General features: G+C 67.7%; 18 protein-coding genes. 12 read left to right on the plus strand and 6 right to left on the minus strand.

Translation table 11 applies throughout. The features are described from left to right. Positions 1–18 precede the first annotated feature (18 nt). Positions 19–984: a quinone oxidoreductase family protein gene (locus tag AC5RWU_RS07330; protein ID WP_494028707.1), complete on the minus strand. Its 966-nt coding sequence runs from the start codon at positions 982–984 to the stop codon at positions 19–21. Between the two features lie 161 nt (positions 985–1,145). Here AC5RWU_RS07330 and argC point away from each other — a divergent pair, with 161 nt between their 5' ends. From argC to argH, 8 genes are all read left to right on the plus strand, one after another. Beyond that, positions 1,146–2,177: an N-acetyl-gamma-glutamyl-phosphate reductase gene (gene argC, locus AC5RWU_RS07335; RefSeq protein WP_494028706.1), complete on the plus strand. Its 1,032-nt coding sequence runs from the start codon at positions 1,146–1,148 to the stop codon at positions 2,175–2,177. Continuing rightward, a complete protein-coding gene (argJ, locus tag AC5RWU_RS07340; protein ID WP_494028705.1) occupies positions 2,174–3,373 on the plus strand; it encodes a bifunctional glutamate N-acetyltransferase/amino-acid acetyltransferase ArgJ in 1,200 nt (399 codons plus the stop codon). The genes argC and argJ overlap by 4 nt, the downstream gene beginning before the upstream one ends. A gap of 6 nt (positions 3,374–3,379) precedes the next feature. Then, complete coding sequence (gene argB, locus AC5RWU_RS07345) at positions 3,380–4,303, plus strand: acetylglutamate kinase (protein ID WP_494028704.1); 924 nt, start codon at positions 3,380–3,382, stop codon at positions 4,301–4,303. Then, positions 4,300–5,541 carry an acetylornithine transaminase gene (locus tag AC5RWU_RS07350; RefSeq protein WP_494028703.1) on the plus strand — a complete coding sequence of 414 codons (1,242 nt, stop codon included), beginning with the start codon at positions 4,300–4,302 and terminating at the stop codon, positions 5,539–5,541. Before argB ends, AC5RWU_RS07350 begins: the two co-directional genes overlap by 4 nt. Then, positions 5,538–6,539 carry an ornithine carbamoyltransferase gene (gene argF, locus AC5RWU_RS07355; RefSeq protein ID WP_494028702.1) on the plus strand — a complete coding sequence of 334 codons (1,002 nt, stop codon included), beginning with the start codon at positions 5,538–5,540 and terminating at the stop codon, positions 6,537–6,539. Before AC5RWU_RS07350 ends, argF begins: the two co-directional genes overlap by 4 nt. Before the next feature lie 14 nt (positions 6,540–6,553). Next, on the plus strand, positions 6,554–7,060 hold the full coding sequence (locus AC5RWU_RS07360; protein ID WP_494028701.1) for an arginine repressor: 507 nt from the start codon (positions 6,554–6,556) through the stop codon (positions 7,058–7,060). A gap of 104 nt (positions 7,061–7,164) precedes the next feature. After that, positions 7,165–8,370 carry an argininosuccinate synthase gene (locus tag AC5RWU_RS07365; RefSeq protein ID WP_494028700.1) on the plus strand — a complete coding sequence of 402 codons (1,206 nt, stop codon included), beginning with the start codon at positions 7,165–7,167 and terminating at the stop codon, positions 8,368–8,370. Between the two features lie 2 nt (positions 8,371–8,372). Then, entirely contained in the window at positions 8,373–9,818 is a 1,446-nt protein-coding gene (gene argH, locus AC5RWU_RS07370; protein WP_494028699.1) for an argininosuccinate lyase, read from the plus strand. 28 nt (positions 9,819–9,846) lie between these two features. Here the strand turns inward: argH and AC5RWU_RS07375 are convergent, their stop codons facing one another. Genes AC5RWU_RS07375 through AC5RWU_RS07395 form a run of 5 tightly spaced genes read right to left on the minus strand, consistent with a single transcriptional unit; the run spans position 9,847 to position 15,307 of the window. Beyond that, the gene (locus AC5RWU_RS07375; protein ID WP_494028698.1) at positions 9,847–11,073 is read right to left on the minus strand and encodes a glycerate kinase family protein; all 1,227 of its coding nucleotides are present in this window, start codon (positions 11,071–11,073) and stop codon (positions 9,847–9,849) included. A gap of 13 nt (positions 11,074–11,086) precedes the next feature. Then, positions 11,087–12,625: an SLC13 family permease gene (locus AC5RWU_RS07380; RefSeq protein ID WP_494028697.1), complete on the minus strand. Its 1,539-nt coding sequence runs from the start codon at positions 12,623–12,625 to the stop codon at positions 11,087–11,089. Beyond that, entirely contained in the window at positions 12,622–13,281 is a 660-nt protein-coding gene (locus AC5RWU_RS07385) for a response regulator transcription factor (protein WP_494028696.1), read from the minus strand. The genes AC5RWU_RS07380 and AC5RWU_RS07385 overlap by 4 nt, the downstream gene beginning before the upstream one ends. After that, entirely contained in the window at positions 13,278–14,906 is a 1,629-nt protein-coding gene (locus AC5RWU_RS07390) for a sensor histidine kinase (protein ID WP_494028695.1), read from the minus strand. Before AC5RWU_RS07390 ends, AC5RWU_RS07385 begins: the two co-directional genes overlap by 4 nt. Further along, entirely contained in the window at positions 14,906–15,307 is a 402-nt protein-coding gene (locus AC5RWU_RS07395; protein WP_494028694.1) for a hypothetical protein, read from the minus strand. Before AC5RWU_RS07395 ends, AC5RWU_RS07390 begins: the two co-directional genes overlap by 1 nt. Before the next feature lie 166 nt (positions 15,308–15,473). Here AC5RWU_RS07395 and AC5RWU_RS07400 point away from each other — a divergent pair, with 166 nt between their 5' ends. The 4 genes from AC5RWU_RS07400 to tyrS all read left to right on the plus strand — a co-directional run bounded on the left by AC5RWU_RS07400 (position 15,474) and on the right by tyrS (position 21,110). Beyond that, on the plus strand, positions 15,474–16,496 hold the full coding sequence (locus tag AC5RWU_RS07400) for an SRPBCC domain-containing protein (RefSeq protein ID WP_494028693.1): 1,023 nt from the start codon (positions 15,474–15,476) through the stop codon (positions 16,494–16,496). A 90-nt stretch (positions 16,497–16,586) separates the two neighbouring features. Further along, entirely contained in the window at positions 16,587–17,255 is a 669-nt protein-coding gene (locus AC5RWU_RS07405) for a DNA-3-methyladenine glycosylase (RefSeq protein ID WP_494028692.1), read from the plus strand. Positions 17,256–17,476: 221 nt separating this feature from the next. Continuing rightward, positions 17,477–19,735 carry a HelD family protein gene (locus AC5RWU_RS07410; protein ID WP_494028893.1) on the plus strand — a complete coding sequence of 753 codons (2,259 nt, stop codon included), beginning with the start codon at positions 17,477–17,479 and terminating at the stop codon, positions 19,733–19,735. Positions 19,736–19,784: 49 nt separating this feature from the next. Further along, positions 19,785–21,110: a tyrosine--tRNA ligase gene (gene tyrS, locus AC5RWU_RS07415; RefSeq protein ID WP_494028691.1), complete on the plus strand. Its 1,326-nt coding sequence runs from the start codon at positions 19,785–19,787 to the stop codon at positions 21,108–21,110. The last annotated feature ends 450 nt before the right edge of the window (positions 21,111–21,560 follow it).

Here is a 21,560-nt window from a genome sequence, read left to right on the forward strand (position 1 = left end):
GATGAATTGTTGGTGCTGCTAGGGGATGAGCAGGAGTTTGCCGGTGGTCCGGCGCGACTGGAGGTCTTCGTGGGCCCGGGCGGCGTCGGCCAGCGGGTAGCTGGCGCCGATCCGGACCCGCAGCGCTCCGGTGGACACCGCCTGGAACAATTCCGAGGCACGCCAGCGGCGTTCCTCGGCCGTCAGCAGGTGGTCCTTGAGCTTGGGCCGGGTGACGAACAGGGAACCGCCGGCGTTCAACCGCTGCAGGTCGAACGGCGGGACCTGCCCGGATGCGCCGCCGAACAGCACCATCATGCCGCGGGTGCGCAGACTGGCCAGGGACTCATTGAAGGTGGACTTGCCCACGCCGTCGAACACCACATCCACGCCGGTACCACCGGTCAGGTCCCGGACCTGGTCCGCGAAGCCGTCGTAGCGCAGGACCTCATCCGCCCCGGCCTCGCGGGCCAGGGCCTCCTTTTCGTCCGTGGATACCGTCGTGATGACCTTGGCGCCCTTGGCCTTCAACAGCTGTGTCAGCAGCAGTCCCACGCCGCCGGCTCCGGCGTGCGTGAGGACCGTATGGCCGGCTTCCACCTTGAAGGTGGAGTTGCACAGGTAGTGCGCGGTCATGCCTTGCAGCGGGATGGCTCCGGCGGTTTCGTCGGAAACGCTGTCCGGGACGGGCAGGGCTTTGTCCGCGTCGACCACGGCGTATTCGGCGTAAGTCCTGGCGGCCTCTGCGGTGGCGATGCGGTCGCCCACGGCGAAGTCCCGGACGCCGGAACCGGTCTCCACCACGGTCCCGGCGGTCTCCGTGCCGGGAGTGTAGGGAAACGGGATCTTGTAGATACCGCTGCGTTCGTACGTCTCGATGAAGTTCACGCCGGTGGCCGCGACTTTGACCAGCAGCTGGTCCGGGCCGGGAACGGGGAGTTCGGCGTCCACGAGCCGGAGTACCTCCGGGCCTCCTGGTTCCGCCGCAACAATCGCTCTGCTCATGGAGGGCTCCTCTTCGGGAAGTATGAAACATCGGTTGCGCCGCTTCCCATCGTAGAGTCAGCCGTGGACAATGTGGCTGAGTGGGTACTGTCGTGTATGGCACAGGTGCCGATGCATAAATATTTACTGCAATGAATATTCTTGCTGTTATAGTGGGTCCCATGACGATTTCAGTGGCTGTTTCCGGTGCCAGCGGCTACGCCGGCGGTGAAGTCCTCCGCCTGCTGGCGGCCCATCCAGAGGTGTCCATCGGCGCCATCACGGCCCACAGCAATGCGGGCTCCCGGCTGGGTGAACTGCAGCCGCACCTGCACTCGCTGGCCGACCGGGTGCTGGTCGACACCACCGTTGAAAACCTGGCCGGTCATGATGTGGTGTTCCTTGCCCTGCCGCACGGGGCCAGCGCGGAAATCGCGGCCCAGCTGCCGGCGGACACGCTGGTGATCGACGCCGGCGCCGACCACCGGCTCGAAGACCCGGCAGCGTGGGAAAAGTTCTATGCTTCGGCGCACGCCGGCACCTGGCCGTACGGCCTGCCGGAGCTGCCGGGCCACCGGGAGAAGCTGAAGCAGGCGCGGCGCATCGCAGTCCCCGGCTGCTATCCCACCGGTTCGCTGCTGGCCCTGGCGCCGGGCTTTGCCGCCGGGCTGCTGGAGCCGGAGGACGTCGTCATCGTGTCCGCCTCCGGCACCTCCGGCGCGGGCAAATCGGCGAAGGTGCACCTGCTTGGTTCCGAGGTCATGGGCGGCATGAGCCCCTATGGTGTAGGCGGCGGGCACCGGCATACACCCGAGATCGAACAGGGCCTGTCCGCTGCGGCCGGAGAGCCTGTCAAGGTCTCCTTTACCCCGACCCTGGCGCCGATGGCCCGCGGCATCCTCACCACCGCCACCGCCCGGGTCCGGAACGGTGCCACGGCCCAGCAGCTGCGCAGCGCCTGGGCCAAGGCCTACGACGGCGAGGCGTTCGTCCACCTGCTTCCCGAGGGCCAGTGGCCCCATACGAAGGCGGTCCTGGGTTCCAACCACGTGGCGATGCAGCTGGCCTTGGATCCGCATGCCGGCCGTGTCATCGTCACCGCCGTGATCGACAATCTGGCCAAGGGCACCGCCGGCGGTGCCGTGCAGTCCATGAACATCGCCCTGGGTTTCGAGGAAACCGCGGGCCTGACCATGCAAGGAGTAGCACCGTGACGGTTGTGACAGATCCAGCCCAGGGTGCAGGCATCACCGGCCCCCAAGGGTTCCGCGCCGCGGGCATCACCGCCGGCCTGAAGGCTTCCGGGAAACCGGACCTGGCGCTGGTGGTCAACGATGGCCCCGCCAAGGCGGCCGCCGCGGTGTTCACGTCCAACCGGGTTGCCGCGGCGCCCGTGCACTGGTCCCGGCAGGTCCTCACCGACGGCCGCGCGGATGCGGTCGTGCTGAACTCCGGCGGTGCCAATGCCTGTACCGGGCCCCAGGGTTTCCAGAATACGCATGCCACGGCGGAGAAGACTGCCGAGGCGCTGGGCGTCTCCGCCGGCGACGTGGTGGTCTGCTCCACCGGCCTGATCGGCGAGCAGCTGCCGATGGATAAGGTCCTGCCGGGCGTGGAGGCCGCTGCAGCGGCGCTGAAGCACGACGGCGGCGCTGAAGCTGCCGCCGCGATCATCACCACCGATACCGTCTCCAAGCAGTCCGGCTGGAGCAGCCCGGGCGCCGAGGGTGCAGGCAGCTACCGCATTGGCGGCATGGCCAAGGGCGCGGGGATGCTGGCGCCGGGCCTGGCCACGATGCTGGTCGTGCTGACCACCGACGCGGACCTGCCGGCCCCGGATCTGGACGCTGCGCTGCGCGAGGCGGTCCGGGTGTCCTTCAACCGGGCGGATTCGGATGGTTGCATGTCCACCAACGACACCGTGGTGCTGCTGGCCTCCGGCGCCAGCTCCGTGGTTCCGGACCGTGCGGAATTCGCCGCCGGACTCACCGAGGTCTGCACCGATCTGGCCCTGCAGCTGATCCGGGACGCCGAAGGCGCCAGCCATGATATTGCGATCACTACGTTCAATGCGGCCAGCGAGCGGGACGCGGAGGTGGTGGGCCGCGCCGTCGCGCGTTCCAACCTGTTCAAGACGGCGATCTTCGGCAAGGATCCTAACTGGGGACGTGTCCTGTCGGCGGTCGGAACCACCGACGCCGTCTTCGAACCGGACCGCCTCAACGTTGCGATCAACGGCGTCCAGGTCTGCCGCAACGGCGGCATCGGCGATTCCCGCGACCTCGTGGACCTTGGCCCGCGGGACGTGACCGTCGAGATTGACCTTAGTGCCGGCGTCGAACGTGCCACGATCTGGACCAATGACCTGACCCACGACTACGTCCACGAGAATTCCGCGTACAGCAGCTAGGAGAAAATGACTGTGACTGCATCCATGCGCCAGGCCCAGGACAAGGCGGCGACCCTGATCGAGGCCCTGCCATGGATCCAGCGCTTTGCCGGCACCACCGTGGTGGTCAAGTACGGCGGCAACGCCATGGTCAACGATGACCTGCGCCGCGCCTTCGCCGAGGACATCGTGTTCCTGCACCACGTGGGGATCCGTCCGGTCGTGGTGCACGGGGGAGGCCCGCAGATCAACGCGATGCTCAACCGGCTCGGCATCGAATCCGAATTCAAGGGCGGCCTGCGGGTCACGACACCGGACGCCATGGACGTGGTCCGCATGGTGCTGACCGGGCAGGTCGGGCGGGAGCTGGTCGGGCTGATCAACTCCCACGGTCCGTACGCCGTCGGACTGTCCGGAGAGGACGGCGGCCTGCTGCAGGCGGAGCGGACCGGCACTGTTGTCGACGGGCAGGAAGTGGACCTGGGCCTGGTCGGGGAGGTAGTCGGCGTGAATCCGTCCGCGATCCTGGACATCCTTGAAGCGGGCCGGATCCCGGTCATCTCCACCGTGGCTCCGGAGATCCGGCACGACGGCGAAGCCACGCAGCAGGTGCTCAATGTCAATGCAGACACCGCGGCGGCAGCCCTGGCCTCGGCCCTCCACGCGTCGAAGCTGGTCATCCTCACCGACGTCGAGGGCCTGTACTCCGACTGGCCGGATAAGTCGTCGCTGGTGTCCTCCTTGACAGCCTCCCAGCTGCGGGACCTGCTGCCGTCCCTGGAGTCAGGGATGATCCCCAAGATGGATGCCTGCCTGAAGGCCGTGGACAACGGCGTGGCCCGCGCCCACATTGTTGACGGGCGGAGCGCCCATTCAATGCTGCTGGAAATCTTCACTGCCGCCGGGATCGGCACCCAGGTAGTGCCCGACGAGGAAGAGAACGAATCATGAGTGAACTGGTCGCACGGCCCACGGTCGGTGCGCTCGTGTCCGAACACGCCACCGGCGCCCAATGGCTGTCGCGGTATACACATTCGCTAATGGGTGTCTTCGGCACGCCGCAGCGGGTCCTGGTGCGCGGCGCCGGGTGCCTGGTGTGGGATGCCGACGGCAACGAATACCTCGACCTGCTCGGCGGCATCGCCGTCAACGCCCTGGGCCACGCGCATCCCTTCGTGACCTCGGTCATCACCAGCCAGCTGGCCACGCTGGGGCACGTCTCGAATTTCTTCACCAGCCCCACGCAGATTGCTCTGGCGGAAAAACTGCTGGAGATCTCGCAGGCGCCGGAGGGCTCCAAGGTGTTCTTCGCCAACTCCGGCACCGAGGCTAATGAGGCGGCCTTCAAGCTGGCCCGGCGCAACTCCTCCGGCAAGCGCCGACGCATCATCGCACTGGAAGGAGCCTTCCATGGACGGACCATGGGGGCACTGGCGCTGACGGCCAAGCAGGCCTACCGTGAACCGTTCGAGCCGCTTCCGGGCGGCGTGGAGTTCATTCCCTTCGGTGACATCGCGGCGCTGCGCAACGCCGTGGATGATACCGTCGCAGCCGTTTTCCTCGAACCCATCCAGGGCGAGGCCGGTGTGCGTCCCTTGCCCGAGGGCTATCTGGCCGCGGCGCGTGAAGCCACCAAGTCCGCAGGGTCGCTGCTGATCTTCGACGAAGTCCAGACGGGCATCGGCCGGACCGGCCGGTGGCTGGCCAGCGAAGGTGTGCTGCCGGACGCGATCACGCTGGCCAAGGGTCTGGGCGGGGGATTCCCCATCGGCGCGCTGGTCACCATTGGGGACAAGGTGTCCTCCCTCCTGTCCGCGGGGCAGCATGGCACAACCTTCGGCGGCAACCCGGTGGCCACTGCGGCCGCACTCGCCACCCTGCACACCATCGAGAACCAGGACCTCCTGGAGCATGTGCGTGAAACCGGCGCCTATGCGCGGGAGCGGCTGGCCGGCGTCGGACACGTCACCGAGGTGCGGGGCGAGGGCCTGCTGATCGGCTTCGACCTGGACCAGCCGGTCGCCGCGCAGCTGGTCAACGCCGGGCTGGAGGACGGTTTCATCGTCAACAGCCCCGGCCCCTCCACCATCCGCCTGGCCCCGCCGCTGATCCTGACCAAGTCCCAGGTGGACACTTTCATCGCGGCGCTGCCGCGGCTCATCGATACCGCTATTGGAGCTACCGCATGACCCGCCATTTCCTTGTCGATACCGACCTTTTGCCCGCTGAGCAGGCCGAGGTGCTGGACCTGGCGCTGAAGATGAAGCAGGACCGCTTCGCGTGGCAGCCGTACGCCGGATCGACCACCGGCCGGCAGACGGTGGCCGTCATCTTCGACAAGACCTCCACCCGCACCCGGGTGTCGTTCGCCACTGGCATCGCGGATCTGGGTGGCGTGCCGCTGGTCATCGGTTCGGGCGAATCGCAGCTGGGCCACAAGGAATCCGTGTCGGACACCGCCAAGGTGCTGGAGCGCATGGTGTCCACCATCGTCTGGCGCACCTATGCCCAGGCCGGTCTGGAGGAGATGGCCGCCCACTCCAGGGTGCCGGTGATCAATGCCCTGTCCGACGACTATCACCCCTGCCAGCTGTTGGCCGACCTGCTGACGGTCCGGGAGCACAAGGGCGAACTGGCCGGGCTCACCATGACCTACCTGGGCGACGCCGCCAACAACATGGCGAATTCCTACCTGCTGGCCGGCGTGACGGCGGGAATGCACGTGCGCATCGCAGGCCCGGAGGGCTACCTGCCGGCGGCCGGCGTCGTGGCCGCGGCAGAAGCCCGCGCTACGGAAACCGGTGGCTCGGTCCTGGTCACCACGGACGCCGGCAAGGCCCTGGCCGGAGCGGACGTCGTTGCCACCGATACCTGGATTTCGATGGGCCAGGAAGCCGAGAAAGCGGCCCGTACCGAAATCTTCAAGCCCTACACCGTGGATGCCGCCGCGCTGGCCCAGGCCGCCGACGGCGCGATCGTGCTGCACTGCCTGCCGGCCTACCGCGGCTACGAGATCGCGGCCGAGGTCATCGACGGACCCCAGTCCGTGGTCTGGGACGAAGCGGAAAACCGCCTGCACGCCCAGAAGGCGCTGATGACCTGGCTGATGGGCAAGTCCGGCCTTGCCTCGCTGGAGCCGGTGGCGCAGCCAGAGGACAGGCCGGGGACCCCGTCGGGAACCCGCTGAAGGTTCCGTCGACCATGACGACCATGCCGGCCACCAAGACCGCCCGCCAGGCGCGCATCTCGGCGATCCTGACCGGGCAGGCCGTGCGCTCGCAGGCGGAACTGGCGGTCCTGCTCGCCGCCGACGGCGTGCAGGTCACCCAGGCGACCCTGTCGCGGGACCTGGTGGAGCTGGGTGCCGTGCGGGTCAGGGGCAGCTCCGGCGCGCTGGTCTACGCCGTCCCCTCCGTCGGGGCGGACCGCACACCGCAGGCGGAAGTGGACCAGGAAGTCCTCGACGCGCGGCTCGCCCGGCTCTGCGCCGAACTGCTGGTCACCGCGGAAGCCTCCGCGAACCTGGTGGTGCTGCGTACCCCGCCCGGCGCCGCGCAGTTCCTGGCCTCCGCCATCGACCATTCGGTCATCCCCGCGGTGCTGGGGACGATCGCCGGGGACGACACCGTCCTGCTGGTCTGCCGCGAGCCGGCCGGCGGCGCAGACGTGGCCGCCAAATTCCTGCAGCTGGCGGACGAGTCGGCGTGACTGCGGCCCGCCCGCCTGGGGTGTCGGCTGAAGACGGCGGCGCAGCGGCGGCAAAACCACTAACCTAGTAACGAATTACGACAGATAGAACAAGGAGCAATTCCGTGACCGAACGCATTGTGCTGGCCTATTCCGGCGGGCTCGACACTTCCGTGGCCATCGGCTGGATCGGCGAAGCCACCGGTGCCGAAGTAATCGCCGTCGCCGTCGACGTCGGCCAGGGCGGCGAGTCGCTGGAGACCATCCGCCAGCGCGCCCTGGGCTGCGGTGCGGTCGAGGCGTACGTCGCGGATGCCCGCGACGAATTCGCCGCCGAATACTGCATGCCGGCGCTGAAGGCCAACGCCCTCTACATGGACGCCTACCCGCTGGTGTCCGCGCTGTCCCGGCCGGTCATCGTCAAGCACCTGGTGAAGGCCGCCCGCGAATTCGGCGCCACCACCGTCGCGCACGGCTGCACCGGCAAGGGCAATGACCAGGTCCGCTTCGAGGTCGGCATCCAGACCCTGGGCCCGGACCTGAAATGCATCGCCCCGGTCCGCGACCTTGCCCTGACCCGCGACAAGGCCATCGCCTTCGCCGAGGAGAAGCGCCTGCCGATCGAGACCACCAAGAAGAACCCGTTCTCGATCGACCAGAATGTCTGGGGACGCGCCGTCGAAACCGGCTACCTGGAGGATATCTGGAACGGTCCGACGAAGGACGTCTACGACTACACGGACGATCCGACGTTCACCCCGGCAGCGGACGAGGTCGTCATCACGTTCAAGGAAGGCATTCCGGTCGCCATCGACGGCACCCCCGTCACCCCGCTGGAGGCCATCCAGAGGATGAACATCCGCGCCGGCCGCCAGGGCATCGGCCGCATCGACATCGTCGAGGACCGCCTGGTCGGCATCAAGAGCCGCGAAATCTACGAAGCCCCCGGTGCCATGGCCCTGATCGCCGCGCACAAGGAGCTCGAGAACGTCACCATCGAGCGCGAGCAGGCCCGCTTTAAGAAGACGGTCGGCCAGCGCTGGACCGAACTGGTCTACGACGGCCAGTGGTTCTCCCCGCTGAAGCGCTCCCTGGACACCTTCATCGAGGACACCCAGAAGTACGTCTCCGGCGAGATCCGGATGGAGCTGCACGGCGGCCGCGCCGTTGTCACCGGACGCCGCTCCGACACCTCGCTGTACGACTTCAACCTGGCCACCTACGACACCGGCGACACCTTCGACCAGTCCATGGCCCGCGGCTTCATCGAGATCTTCGGCCTGTCCTCCAAGGTCGCCTCCGGCCGCGACCAGCGGGTCGAAGGTCAGTAGCTGTGGCTGAGGCTGCCGAAACGCACGGAACGAATGCCCACGGAACGAATGTGGGAGCGCTGTGGGGCGGCCGGTTCGCCGGCGGCCCCGCGGACGCCCTCGCGGCGCTGAGCAAGTCCACCGATTTCGACTGGCGGCTGGCACTCTATGACATCGCCGGCTCGAAGGCCCACGCGCGCGTGCTCCACAAGGCGGGCCTGCTCGACGACGGCGAACTGGACGGCATGCTCGAGGCCCTGGGCCGGCTGGAGGCCGACGTGCGCTCCGGCGCCTACGTCGCCGCCGAATCCGACGAGGACGTGCACGGTTCCCTGGAACGCGGGCTGATCGAACGGGCGGGCGCCCAACTGGGCGGCAAGCTGCGCGCGGGACGCTCCCGCAACGACCAGATCGCCACCCTGGGCCGAATGTACCTGCGCGACCATGCCCGGATCGTCGCCCGGGGCGTCGTGGACACGGTGGATGCCCTGGTGGGCCAGGCCGAGCGGCACTTCGGCGTTGCCATGCCCGGCCGCACCCACCTGCAGCATGCCCAGCCGGTGCTGCTGAGCCACCACCTGCTGGCCCATGCCTGGGCGCTGCTGCGCGACGTGCAGCGGCTGCAGGACTGGGACAAGCGGGCCGCGGTCTCGCCTTACGGTTCCGGGGCGCTGGCCGGCTCTTCGCTGGGCCTGGATCCGGTGGCGGTGGCCGAGGACCTCGGTTTCGATTCCGCGGTGCACAACTCGATCGACGGCACCGCCTCCCGCGATGTCTTCGCCGAGTTTGCCTGGGTGGCCTCGATGATCGGGGTGGACCTGTCCCGGATCAGCGAGGAAGTGATCTTTTGGGCCACCAAGGAGTTCTCCTTCGTGACGCTGGATGATGCCTACTCGACCGGTTCGTCGATCATGCCGCAGAAGAAGAATCCGGACGTGGCCGAGCTGGCCCGCGGCAAGGCCGGCCGCCTGATCGGCGACCTCACCGGCTTGCTGGCCACGCTCAAGGGCCTGCCGCTGGCCTACAACCGTGACCTCCAGGAGGACAAGGAGCCGGTCTTCGATGCCGCCGATACGCTGGAACTGCTGCTCCCGGCCGTATCCGGCATGATCGCGACCCTGACCTTCAACACCGAACGGCTGGAGTCGCTGGCGCCGCAGGGCTTCGCGCTGGCCACGGACATCGCCGAATGGCTGGTCCGCCAGGGCGTGCCGTTCCGTGAGGCGCACGAGCTCTCCGGTGCCGCCGTCAAGCTGGCCGAAAGCCGCGGCGTCGAGCTGTGGGACCTCAGCGATGCAGACTACGCGGGTATTTCGGCGCACCTGACCCCGGCGGTCCGGGAAGTGCTGACTGTCGAAGGCTCGCTGAACAGCCGCAGCTCGCAGGGCGGCACCGCGCCGTCCGCCGTCGAAAAGCAGCTCCAGGCGCTGAAGACGGAACTGGACGCCGCGCGCGCCTTCGCCGGCTGACGCCCCGTCAGGCCGTGCGGGCTTCGGATTAAGCCGCAGCCCGCGCGGCCGCCCGCCGGTTTTCGGTGCCGGCGGACACCGCCGCACCGAGCATGAGCAGCCGCATGGTCCGCTCGGTGGCATCGATGAGCAGCTGCTCGCCGTTGGCCACCGCGTCCGCCAGCTTCATCGGGATCGGGATGATCGAGGCCATGGCATCGATCCCGGCATCGTGGACCTGCGGTGCGCCGTGGCCGATGGAGCCGGCCATCGCCAGCACGGGCACACCGGCCAGCTGCGCCCGGCGCGCGACTTCCGCCGGTACCTTGCCCTTGGGCGTCTGGAAGTCGATGGCGCCCTCGGCGGTGATCACCAGGTCCGCCTGCCGGATCATCGCGTCCAGATCGATCCCGGCCAGGCCGCTGTCGATCAGTGCTTCGAACCGCGGCACCAGCCGGGCACCGACTGCGGCCAGCCCGGCCCCCAGCCCGCCGGAGGCACCGGTCCCGGGACCGGCGCGGAAGTCCATGCCGTCGGCGCAGGGCAGGGCGTCGCGCTCCAGGATCCTGGACCACTTCTTCAAAGCCACCGCCAGCTCCTCCACCTGCTCCGGCGACGCTCCCTTCTGCGGTCCGAAGACCCGGGCGACGCCCTTCCTGCCGCACAGCACGTTGTGCTGGTTGCAGGCCAGGACGATCGTGGCCTCGGCCAGGGCCGGATGCAGTCCCTCCAGCTCCAGCCGGTCAGCCTGCGCCAGGGCGGTGCCGCCAAAGGGAATTTCGCGTCCCTTCCGGTCCAGGATCCGGGCGCCGAGCGCCTGCAGGGCGCCGGCACCGCCGTCGCTGGTGCCCGAATCACCGCATCCCACCAGGATGGTCCGGCAGCCGTCGTCGAGCGCTGCCCGGATCAGTTCGCCCACACCGTAAGTGGTGGTGGCACCCGGGTTGCGCTGGCCGCGGGGTACCAGCCGCAGCCCGGCTGCTGCGGCCATTTCGACGACGGCGGTCCCGGCTGCGATTCCGCCAAGCCGCGCATAGTGGGATTCCACCGGCTTGCCGACCGGTCCGGTCACCTGCACCGAAACGATTGAGCCACCGGCGGCGACGGCGAGCGTGGCTGCGGTACCTTCACCGCCGTCGGCAATGGGCACGGCAGTGACCTGGACGCCGGGCAGCACCCGCCGCACACCGGCGGCGATGGACCGTGCGACGGTCTCGGCGTCGAGGCTTTCCTTGAAACCGCTGGGGGCGATCAGGATGCGCTGGGGGACTGTCATGGCGTAGCTCCTTCTACTGGAAGATGGGCAGGCCCATGAGGGGCCAGATGGCGAAACTGAAGACAAGGACGACGGCGGCACTCACCGGGGCGAGCATGGCGGAGAGCCGCAGCAGGTCGGCCGGCTGGTAGGTTTCGACGTCGTCGATTCTGGCGAACAGCGCCACCGGCTTGGCGGAGCTGGTGAGGGTGTGGCAGAAACCGGCGGCTGCCGTGGAGGCGAAGGCGGCTCCCAGCGGATCGACGCCCACCACCGGTGCCAGCGCGACGACGATCGGGATCAGCACCGCCGACCGGGCGGAACGGGATTGGATCACCAGATGGGCCAGTGTGGATACCACCACCACCAGCACCACGAACAGCGGTCCCGCGGTTGTACCGAGCGCCTGGATGGGGGCCAGCAGGCCGCCGGCCAGCCAGGCCGCGGCGCCGGTGCTGATCAGCGCGGACCCCAGGGCCAGCGTCGCCGCCATGAAGAGCAGCAGGGACCAGGGAACGGACTTCAGGGCCTTGCCCAGCTTGACCGACCCGTAGCTGGGGGAGGCGGCCACGAGGGCACCGATCAGCGCCACCAGCGCCGGGTGCAGGCCGTGCAGAGGCTCCGTGCACCACAGGACGATCACCGCCACCAGCAGCAGCGCGGCACGGGACTCTGCCAGCGTCAGCGGACCGGTGACCGGTGTGCCGGCATGGCCCTCCAGTTCCGCGGGCGCAACCTCAAGGACCTGCCGCCGGTCCGGCCTGTCCGTGAACATCCACAGGACGATTTCGGCGCCCAGGTGGGAAGCCACCAGCGCCAGCGGCAGCCCGTACAGCAGCCAGCCGGCGAAATCGAAGCCCTGGCCGGTCGCCGTCCGGAGGATCTCGCTGGTGATCAGGTGCGCCCCGGCGCCGAGGAAGGAACTGACGGCGGAGAGCAGGATGACGGAGGGGAACAGCACCGCCAGCGCTTTGACCAGGCGGCTGTGCTCACCGAGTGCCGTCCGCAGGGCCAGGAACACCGGCAGCGCCAGCGCCGCCCGTCCGGAGGTGGACGGCACCGCGAAGGTGGTCACCATCAGGGCCAGGGTGGTCAGGTGCGCCAGCTGGCGGGGCGTGCGGGCGCCGGTGATGATGTAGGCCGCGCCGCGGGTGGTCAGGCCGGAGGCGCTGACCGCGGCGGCAATGACGAACGCAGCCAGCAGCAGCCAGACGGTTTCCTCGCCGAGCATGGAGAACAGGTCCGACGTTGGCAGGGTGCCGGTCAGCACCAGCAGGGTCGCCGCCCCCAGAGCCACATAGGTGTCGTCGATGCGGGTGAAGATCCAGAGCCAGACGGCCAGCACGAAGACCATGAGGGTCAGGGCGCCCTGGGCGGTCAGGGAACTGCCCGGCTGGTTGGCGGCGATGATGACGGCGGCGGCAATGAGCAGGCCCGCAGCCGCGGCGCCGAGGCGGGCGATGCCGGACCGGCCCAGCGGCAGATTCCGGGTACGCCAGTGGAAGCCACCCGCACCGCCGTCGATCTGCGGTGCCCGTTCCGGCGGTGTGGTGGCATAGTAGGTCTGGCTCATGTCAGCCGGTACCCCGCTCCCCGGATGGTTTCCAGCCGGCCGGCACCGAGCTTTGCGCGCAGCGCCCGGATGTAGACATCGACGACATTGGAGGCCGGATCGAAATCGAAGCCCCAGACGTGACCCAGCAGTTGCTCGCGGGAGAGGACCTGCCCCGGATGGCGCAGGAAGACTTCCAGCATCGCGAACTCGCGAGAGGTCAGGTCCGCAACGTCGTCGCCGATGTGGGCGCGGCGGCTGCGCAGATCCAGGAACAGGTCCCCATGCTGCAGGACTGCGGAGGGAGCTGCCGGAACGTCATCGTTGAGCCGGAGCCGGATGCGGGCCAGCAGCTCCGCGAACTGGAAGGGCTTGGTCACGTAATCGTTGGCGCCGCCTTCGAGGCCGGCTACCGTGTCGTTGACGCTGTCCCGGGCGGTCAGCACCACCACCGGAGTGCGCACGCCCTCGCCGCGGAGCTGGGCCAGGACCTGGAAGCCGTCCAGCAGTGGCAGGCCGATGTCGAGCACGATCATGTCGAAGGCGCCTGGCCGCGCCAGCAGCAGCGCCGTTTCGCCGTCGGTGGCCAGGGTGGTGGTGTAGCCCGCCGCCCGCAGGCCCTTCTCGACGAAGGACGCGATGCCCCGGTCGTCTTCGGCAATCAGAATCCGGCTCATTCGTCCACTCCCACTCTCTGCAGCAGTTTGATGTTTTCCGGTAGCGCTCTGCCGGAGGCCGGCGCTTCTGCCATGCCCGCCGCAGCGGTTTCCGCGTTCAGTGCCTCCGATTCCGTTACCGGCCGGTCCGGTGACTCCGGTTCCGGTGCCGGCAGCAGCAGGCCGAAGGTGGCGCCCTCGCCCGGAACGCTGCGCAGCCAGGCCGAACCATCATGTGCGTCGGCAATCGCTCGGACAATGGACAGGCCCAGTCCGGCGCCGCCGCGCGGGCCCTTCGCCCGCAGGCGGTCCGCCGGCATGGCATTGGCCGAGCCGTGCTTGAAGCGTTCGAAGATCGTGGCCGCCTCGTCCGGCGCGACGCCGGGGCCGAAGTCACGGATCCAGAAGCTGACTCTGCGGTCCGTGCCGAGGCCTTCGAAGGCGGAACCTAGCTGGATGGTCGAGTCTTCCGGCGAATACTGCACCGCATTCGCCGCCAGCTGCAGCATGGCCTGCGTAACGCGCTGGCTGTCCAGCGATACCTGTCCCTCGGCGACCTCCATCAGCAGCCATCGGCGGTCTCCCAGAGCCTGGATCTTGGCCTCGATATCCAAGGTCAGGGACGCCGTATCGACCGGCCTCGGCTGGACGAAGTCCGCCCGTTCCGCCTTCGCCAGCAGCAGCAGGTCGGAAACGATGCGGCCCATGCGGGACAGCTCGTCGTTGACCAGCCGCAGGGTGGCAGCCCGTTCAGCCGGGTCGTCGCTGAGCAGTTCGAGGTGTCCGCGGATGACCGTGATCGGGGTGCGCAGTTCGTGGCTCGCGTCGTCGACGAAGCGTCGCTGCGTGGTGTAGGCCTGTTCCAGCCGGTCCAGCATGTCGTTGAAAGTCTGGGCGAGGACCGCAACGTCGTCCCGGCCCTGGACGGGGACCCGCGCCGTGAGGTCGTTCTCACTGATTTCCGCAGCCACCCGGCGTACGTCCCGGATCGGCCGCAGGATCTGTCCGGCGACAAGCCAGGCGATGCCGGCGGTCAGGAGCAGTCCTCCGAGCGCCACGAAGAAGATGACCGTTACCGTGTGCTGAACGTCGGCATGGGCCTGGCGGGTGAATTCCGCAGCAATCAGGGCTCCGCGCTCACTGCCCGCCTCGACTTCGGCCTTGCCCCACCGCATCGTTCCGCCGTCGGTTTCGACGACCCCGGACACCGCGTCGCTGGTGCGCAGTTGCTGGATCAGCTCGGTGTCGGCATGCAGATCGTAGGGGGCCGGATGATTGGCTTCGCCGGCGCGGTCCTGATAGCGGACCGCGGTGTCCGTGATGCCGATCAGGACCTCGCCTTCGGCGGAATTCTGCCGCGCCAGGTAACGTTCCAGCAGTGCGACGACCGATGTGTATGGCCGTGCGGTCTCGGGATCCACACCCTCGCGGGCGAAGGTACTGAACTCCTGGATTTCCTGGACGACGGCGGCATTGGCATCGCGGTCGACTTCAGCAACCAGCAGGGACCGCACCGTGACCAGCACAGCCAGCAGCACGAGGGCAGTGGTCAGCACGATCCAGCCGAGGATCCGCCAGCGGGCCGGAACCGGTGAACCGAGCAGAAACCGGTCGCTCTGGACGAGGGGTTTCGCCGTTGCTGCCACTAGTCATCGTCTCCGTCAGCAGCAGCATCGTCGTCGAAATCGTCATCGAAATCGTCGCCGACCACCGGCGGTGCCACCGGTGCCACCGGCGCGACCGGCGCAGGGGCGGGTGCTGGCGGAGCCGGTGCAGGTGGAGCGGGTGCCGGCGCGGCTGGCTGCGGTGCCGGTGCAGTGGGTGCTTCCGGTGCGGCCGGAGCCGGCTCCGGTTCAGCAGGCGGGGCTGCGCGCTGCTCCGGCTGCCCATGCGGCAGGGTTTCCTGCGCAGTTGGCTCAACCGTTACGACAATGAGCTCTTCGCCGACCTCCGGAGCGCCGGCAGGTTGGCTGAGTGCCTGGCTGGCCACCGCGAGCAGCAACGGCACGGCCAACGCCGCCGCGGCAGTCAGAATTCGGTTCGTCATGGGCATGTATCCAGCATGCCTGCCCAAAGTGATGAATTAATGAGGGGTAGATGAAGGAACCTTCATCTTCGGCGGCACCGCCCTTTAGTAACGCCCGGGGGTGCGATAGGTTTTCATCAGCAGAGACAACCAGCTTCAGAACCCGGATCCAGCCCTGGAGGCGGCGATGAGTGCCAATCATCACAGCACGCACACGGAGCGGCCCGTGCGTCCTGCGGGGCGCATCGAGCGCACCGGCGACGGTTACGTCCTGGCCTTCGATCAGCAGCTCGACTATCCGCGTTCCTACATCTGGAGCCTGCTGACCGAGCCGGCCCGTGTCGCCGCCTGGTTCGGAGTTCTGACCCCGGGGTGGGAACAGGGCAAGGAATTCACGCTGGACATGGGCGGCGGGGTCCACACGGGAACTGTGCTGCAGCTGAAGTGGCCGACCAGCCTGCAGATCAGCTGGGAGGACCCGCTGGGGCACGAGTCTGTGCTCGAATGGCGGGTCCTTGAATCGGACGGCGGCACCCTGCTGCAGTTCCGCTCGTTCTCGGAAACAGCCGACTTCCTCACCGAGGGCGCCGCGGGCTGGCAGACAGCGCTGGCAGCCTTGGAGCGGGCGGCGGCTGGGCAGAATCCGGACTGGACCAACGCGGACTGGATCCGGCTCCGCGACGCTTATTCGCAGGAGTTTTCCGTTTCGCACTCCATGGGAATGATGGAGTCCGTCTCCGGGCATCCGGCGGTTCGCTTCGACCGTCTCCTGAATGTTCCGCCTCAGGATGTCTGGGATGCGCTGACCGAACCTCGCCGCCTCGCGCGCTGGCTGGCACCCACCGAGCTGCAGCTGCAGGCCGGCGGAAGCATCGCCGTCGGACTTGAACCCCACCCCGCCCGCGGCGACATTGGTTATGTCGAGGCGCCGCGGGCGCTTGAATACAGCTGGAGCAGTGCCGACGCGCCGGAGAGCACTGTCCACTGGAACCTGGAACCGGCCGGCGACCCCTCGGGAAGCAAGACGATGCTGAGACTTACCCAGGTGCTACGGGCCGAAGCCCGCCAGCCGGTGCTCCTGGCCGGCTGGCACCAGCATCTGGATGCGCTCACTGCCGTGCTGGCGGGCCTCGAGTGGCACTGGTCCGATGGCCGGTTCGAGGCCTTGCGGCAGTTCTACACCCGCATGGAGCAGTCCCCGGCAGCCTAGGCCGGATTGCGCCGACGGGCGGCCCGTGGCGGCTCGAAAGCCGCCGCGGGCTGGCCGCAGGGCTGGTGCGGGTATTGGTAATGTCGGTCCATGGGAAGCAGTTCGCGTCATCTCCTGACCGGTTCGGCCGTTGAAGTCGCTCCGCTGTTGTTGGGAGCAGTCATAACGCACGACGGCTCGACCCACGACAGCCACGGTGCCGTCAGCATCCGCATCACTGAGGTGGAGGCCTACCTTGGACCCCACGATTCCGATGCCCCGGATCCGGGTTCGCACAGTTTCCGGGGGCGAACCCCGCGCAACGCGACCATGTTCGGCCCCGCCGGCCATCTCTACGTTTACTTCACCTACGGCATGCACTACTGCGCCAACATCGTCTGCGGCGTTGAAGGCCAAGCCACGGGCTGCCTGCTGCGCGCCGGGGAAGTGATCGGCGGGCTGGAAGCCGCCCGCCGTCGTCGTCCGTCCTCCCGTAAGGATCACGACCTGGCCCAGGGTCCCGCACGCCTTGCGCAGTCATTGGGCATCGACCGCAGCTGCGACGGCGCCGACGTCTTCGCGGCGCCGTTCCGGCTGGACCTGCCGGCCGAACCGCTGCACGCGGACCGCGTCTCCACCGGTCCGCGCGTCGGCGTCAGCGGCGCGGGCGGAACGGCCGCCTATCCCTGGCGGTTCTGGATCACCGGGCATCCCACCGTTTCCCGGTACCGCCCGGCCGCCGTGCGTAGCAGCAGACGCCGCACCGCAGAAGCCCCCTGAGGTAAACAAGCGGTGGCCGCGGGGTAACGAAATCCGCGGAATCTGGACGCTTCGAGCTAGTACTGTGGATGCGTGCCAGAGAGGGGAAGAGCATGAGTCTTGATCTTGAATCGAGCCGGCAGCGAGTCAACGACGACGATATCCGGGATGTGGGGGTGTCCGCGCAGTCCGCGGAAAATCGCTGTAGAATGGACGGTCCGCCTTTTGTGGAAGGGAACGTCATGCACGATTCGGAATCGGCCCGCACCGAACTGGAACACGAGCGCGCCTACGTGGCCGGCTTATACCACCGCCTCGATGAGCTGCGCGAGGAGAAGCGGCAACAGTTGGCGCAGGTCCGGCGCAGTGGTTCCACCGGTTCACACCAGAACCGGTCCGAGCGCGATGCCTTCGCCACCATGTATGAGGACAGGCTGGCCCAGCTGAATGCCGTCGATGAGCGGCTGGTGTTCGGGCGGCTGGACCTGGACAGCGGCGAGACCCGCTACATCGGCCGCATCGGCCTGTCCACAGCGGACCTGCAGCGCCTGATGGTGGACTGGCGGGCGCCCGAAGCCGGCACTTTCTACCAGGCGACCGCTTTCGAGCGGCAGGGGGTGCGCCGGCGTCGGCATCTGATCCTGCAGGGACGGGATGTGAAAGCCATCGAGGACGATGTGCTGGATATATCCATGCTCGACGGCGACAGCAACCTCCAGGGCGAAGGCGCGCTGCTGGCGGCGCTCAACTCGAAGCGGACCGGACAGATGTCCGACATCGTCGGCACTATCCAGGCCGAGCAGGACCGTATCATCCGGTCCGGACTGTCCGGAGTGCTGGTGGTCCAGGGCGGTCCCGGCACGGGCAAGACGGCTGTGGCGCTGCACCGCGCCGCCTACCTTCTCTACACCCACCGTGAACGGCTGAAGTCCGCCGGTGTGCTGCTGGTTGGCCCCTCCAATTCCTTCATGAAGTACATCGAACGTGTGCTGCCGTCGCTGGGTGAAACCGGCGTCGTCATGACCAGCCTGGGGCGCCTGATGCCGGGCATCCATGCGGTACCGGAACGGGATGACCGGATAGCGGAGCTCAAGGGCCGGATCTACATGGCCGAGGTAGTAGCCAACGCCGTCGCCAACCGCCAGCGCATCCCCGCCGAACCCCGCAAGCTGAATGTGGAAGGCACCACCCTGGTGCTCACGCCTAAGCAGGTGCGGCGGGCCCGGGATAAGGCCCGTGCCACCGGCAAGCCGCACAACGAAGCACGGGTGACGTTTGTCAAGATCCTGCTGCGTGAGCTGGCGGACCAGCTGGCCGAAAAGCTGGAGGCCTCGTCGGGCGGCGGCAATACCACTGACAGGGCTTACCTGTCGGAGGACGTGCGCACCTCCCGGGATGTGCGGATTGCGCTGAATCTGTGCTGGATGCCGCTGACACCGGAGAAGCTCATTGCTGACCTGTTCGCCAAGCCCGCGCATCTGGAGGCAGCCGCCGGCCGGCTTACCGCTGCCGAGCGGGAACTGCTGCTGCGCGCTCCCGAGGCCCCGTGGACCGAAGCCGATGTGCCGCTGCTGGACGAGGCCGCCGAACTGCTCGGCGAACTCGATGCTTCCGCCGGACGGGACCAGGCAGCGCAGGAACAGGAACGCAAGCGCGATCTGGCCAATGCCGAACGTGCGCTGGAAAACGTCAACGAGTCGCTGGCGGACGTCGGTGTGGACGGCACCCTGAGCGCCGAGGAGCTGGCCGACTTCAATGCCGTGGCAGAACAGCGCCTGACTGCGGCTGAACGCGCTGCGGCGGACCGCACCTGGGCCTTCGGGCACATTGTGGTGGATGAAGCCCAGGAGCTTTCCGCGATGCAGTGGCGCCTGCTCATGCGGCGCTGCCCGGTCAAGTCCTTCACCGTTGTCGGGGATATCGCCCAGACCAGCGCCGCCGCAGGCGCGCTGTCCTGGCAGCGAGCCCTTGAGCCGTTCGCCGATGACCGCTGGCGCCTTGAGGAACTCACCGTCAACTACCGCACGCCGGCGCAGATTACCGAGGCTGCAGCCCGGATGGCCACCGCGGCCGGGCTTGTCGTATCTGCACCGAAGGCGGTGCGGGAGGGGCGCTGGGAGCCGATCGTGGATTCGGTCGAACCTGGCGGTTCCGTTCCGGCTCTGCTGCGCGCGCTGCCGGAGGAACTGGAAGCGGTCGACGGCGGCCTGCTGGCCGTGATTGTCGCCGACGGACGGCTGCCCGAGGTACGGAAGGCCGTGGCGGCCGAGTACGGCAGCCGCGTGGGCAGCGGAGCCGGCGGTTTCGAGGTGGACATCGTGGTGACCACTCCCAAGGAGGCCAAGGGCCTGGAGTTCGACGGGGTCGTCATCATCGAGCCGTCCGAACTGCTCGAGGGCGCCGGCGGCAAGGTCGGGGACCTGTACGTGGCAATGACCCGTCCTACGCAGCGGCTGCGGCTGATTGCGGGGGGCCCGATCCCGGCCGGCATCGTAGAGTGACGGCAGCACCGGCGGTGCTGCCCGCGGCGGTAATGATAATTTAGAAGGCGTGTCACAGAATACTGAGTTAGGTTCCCCGGCCCTTGAGGCCCAACGCAACGACCCGGGTTTCGCCAACATCTGGCAGGAACTGCAGTGGCGAGGACTGGTTCATGTCTCCACCGATGAGACTGAACTGGAGAAGCTCCTTGCCGGGGAACCGATCACGTATTATTGCGGTTTTGATCCGACGGCCCCTAGCCTGCACCTTGGCAATCTGGTGCAGCTGCTCACCATGCGCCGCCTGCAACTGGCAGGTCACAAGCCCATCGGGCTGGTGGGCGGCTCCACCGGCCTGATCGGTGATCCGCGGCCCACTGCCGAGCGTACGCTCAACACCAAGGAGACCGTCGCCGAGTGGGTCGGCTACCTGGAGGAACAGGTGAGCCGCTTCCTCTCCACTGACGGCGCGAATGCGCTGCGGATGGTCAACAACCTGGATTGGACCGCACCGCTGAGCGCGATCGACTTCCTGCGCGAGGTCGGCAAGCACTTCCGCGTGGGCACGATGCTGAAGAAGGACGCGGTCAATTCGCGCCTGAATTCCGATGAAGGCATCAGCTACACCGAATTCAGCTACCAGATCCTGCAGGGGATGGACTACCTGGAGCTGTACCGGGACTATGGCTGCATCCTGCAGACCGGCGGATCCGACCAATGGGGCAACCTAACCAGCGGCACTGACCTGATCCGCAAGGTCGAGGGAAAACATGTGCATGCCATCGGCACCCCGCTCATCACGAACTCCGACGGCACCAAGTTCGGCAAGAGCGAAGGCAATGCCATTTGGCTGGATCCTGCCATGACCAGCCCCTACGCCATGTACCAGTTCTGGCTCAACACCGCCGACGCCGATGTCATCGACCGGCTGAAGGTCTTTACCTTCAAGACCCGTGCCGAAATCGAAGCGTTGGAGCAGGCCGTGGCGGAGCGTCCCCATGCCCGCGAGGCGCAGCGTGCCCTCGCCTACGACGTCAGCTCCCTGGTGCACGGTGTCGACGCCACCGAAAAGGTCATTGCCGCCTCCGCGGCCCTGTTCGGCCAGGGCGACCTGGAAGTCCTGGACGAGGCGACGCTCACCGCGGCCACGGCCGAGATTCCGCAGGCAACAGTTCCTGCCGCGAAGCTGGGGATTGTCGATCTGCTGGTCGCATCCGGCCTGTCTCCGAGCAACTCGGCCGCGCGCCGCACCATTGCCGAAGGCGGCGCCTACGTGAACAACGAGAAGTTCACCGATCCTGAATCTGTGGTCGACGCTGCGAAGCTGCTGCATGGAAAGTACCTGCTGATGCGCCGCGGCAAGCGCACGCTGGCCACCGTTGTCGTGGACGGCTGAAACTCTCAAAACCATCAGGGCCTGCGGGGCGCCGGGAACCAAGTTTTCCAGCGCTCCGCAGGCCCTTTTCCGTAGATGTTCACTGGGTGTTGGTTGTGGATTTGCGCGGGGGGTGGGTGGGGTGTATTGTTTTCTGAGTCGCCGCCGCTGAGGCGGGGCGCAAATCCTTTACCTGGGGCCTGGGAGACGGCGGTTTTGCCGTGTCTGCGGGGTTCGGGGAGGGTCCCGGTCTGGGCCGGGTGGATGCGGTTCGCCGGTTTGGGCGGATTTGCGGAAACGGTCCGGGGCGGGTAAGTTTGAAAAGTTGCTCCGGAGCGATGGGGTGGCCCTGAGGGGTTGTTCCTGGTGCCGGGTGTGCCTGTTGTTTGAGAACTCAATAGTGTGCCAAGTTTGTTGATACCAAATGTTTTGTTTGGTTGATTTGGCTGTGATGCGCCGCGTTCGCGGTGT

Source organism: Arthrobacter sp. B0427-1-12 (genome assembly GCF_059092905.1).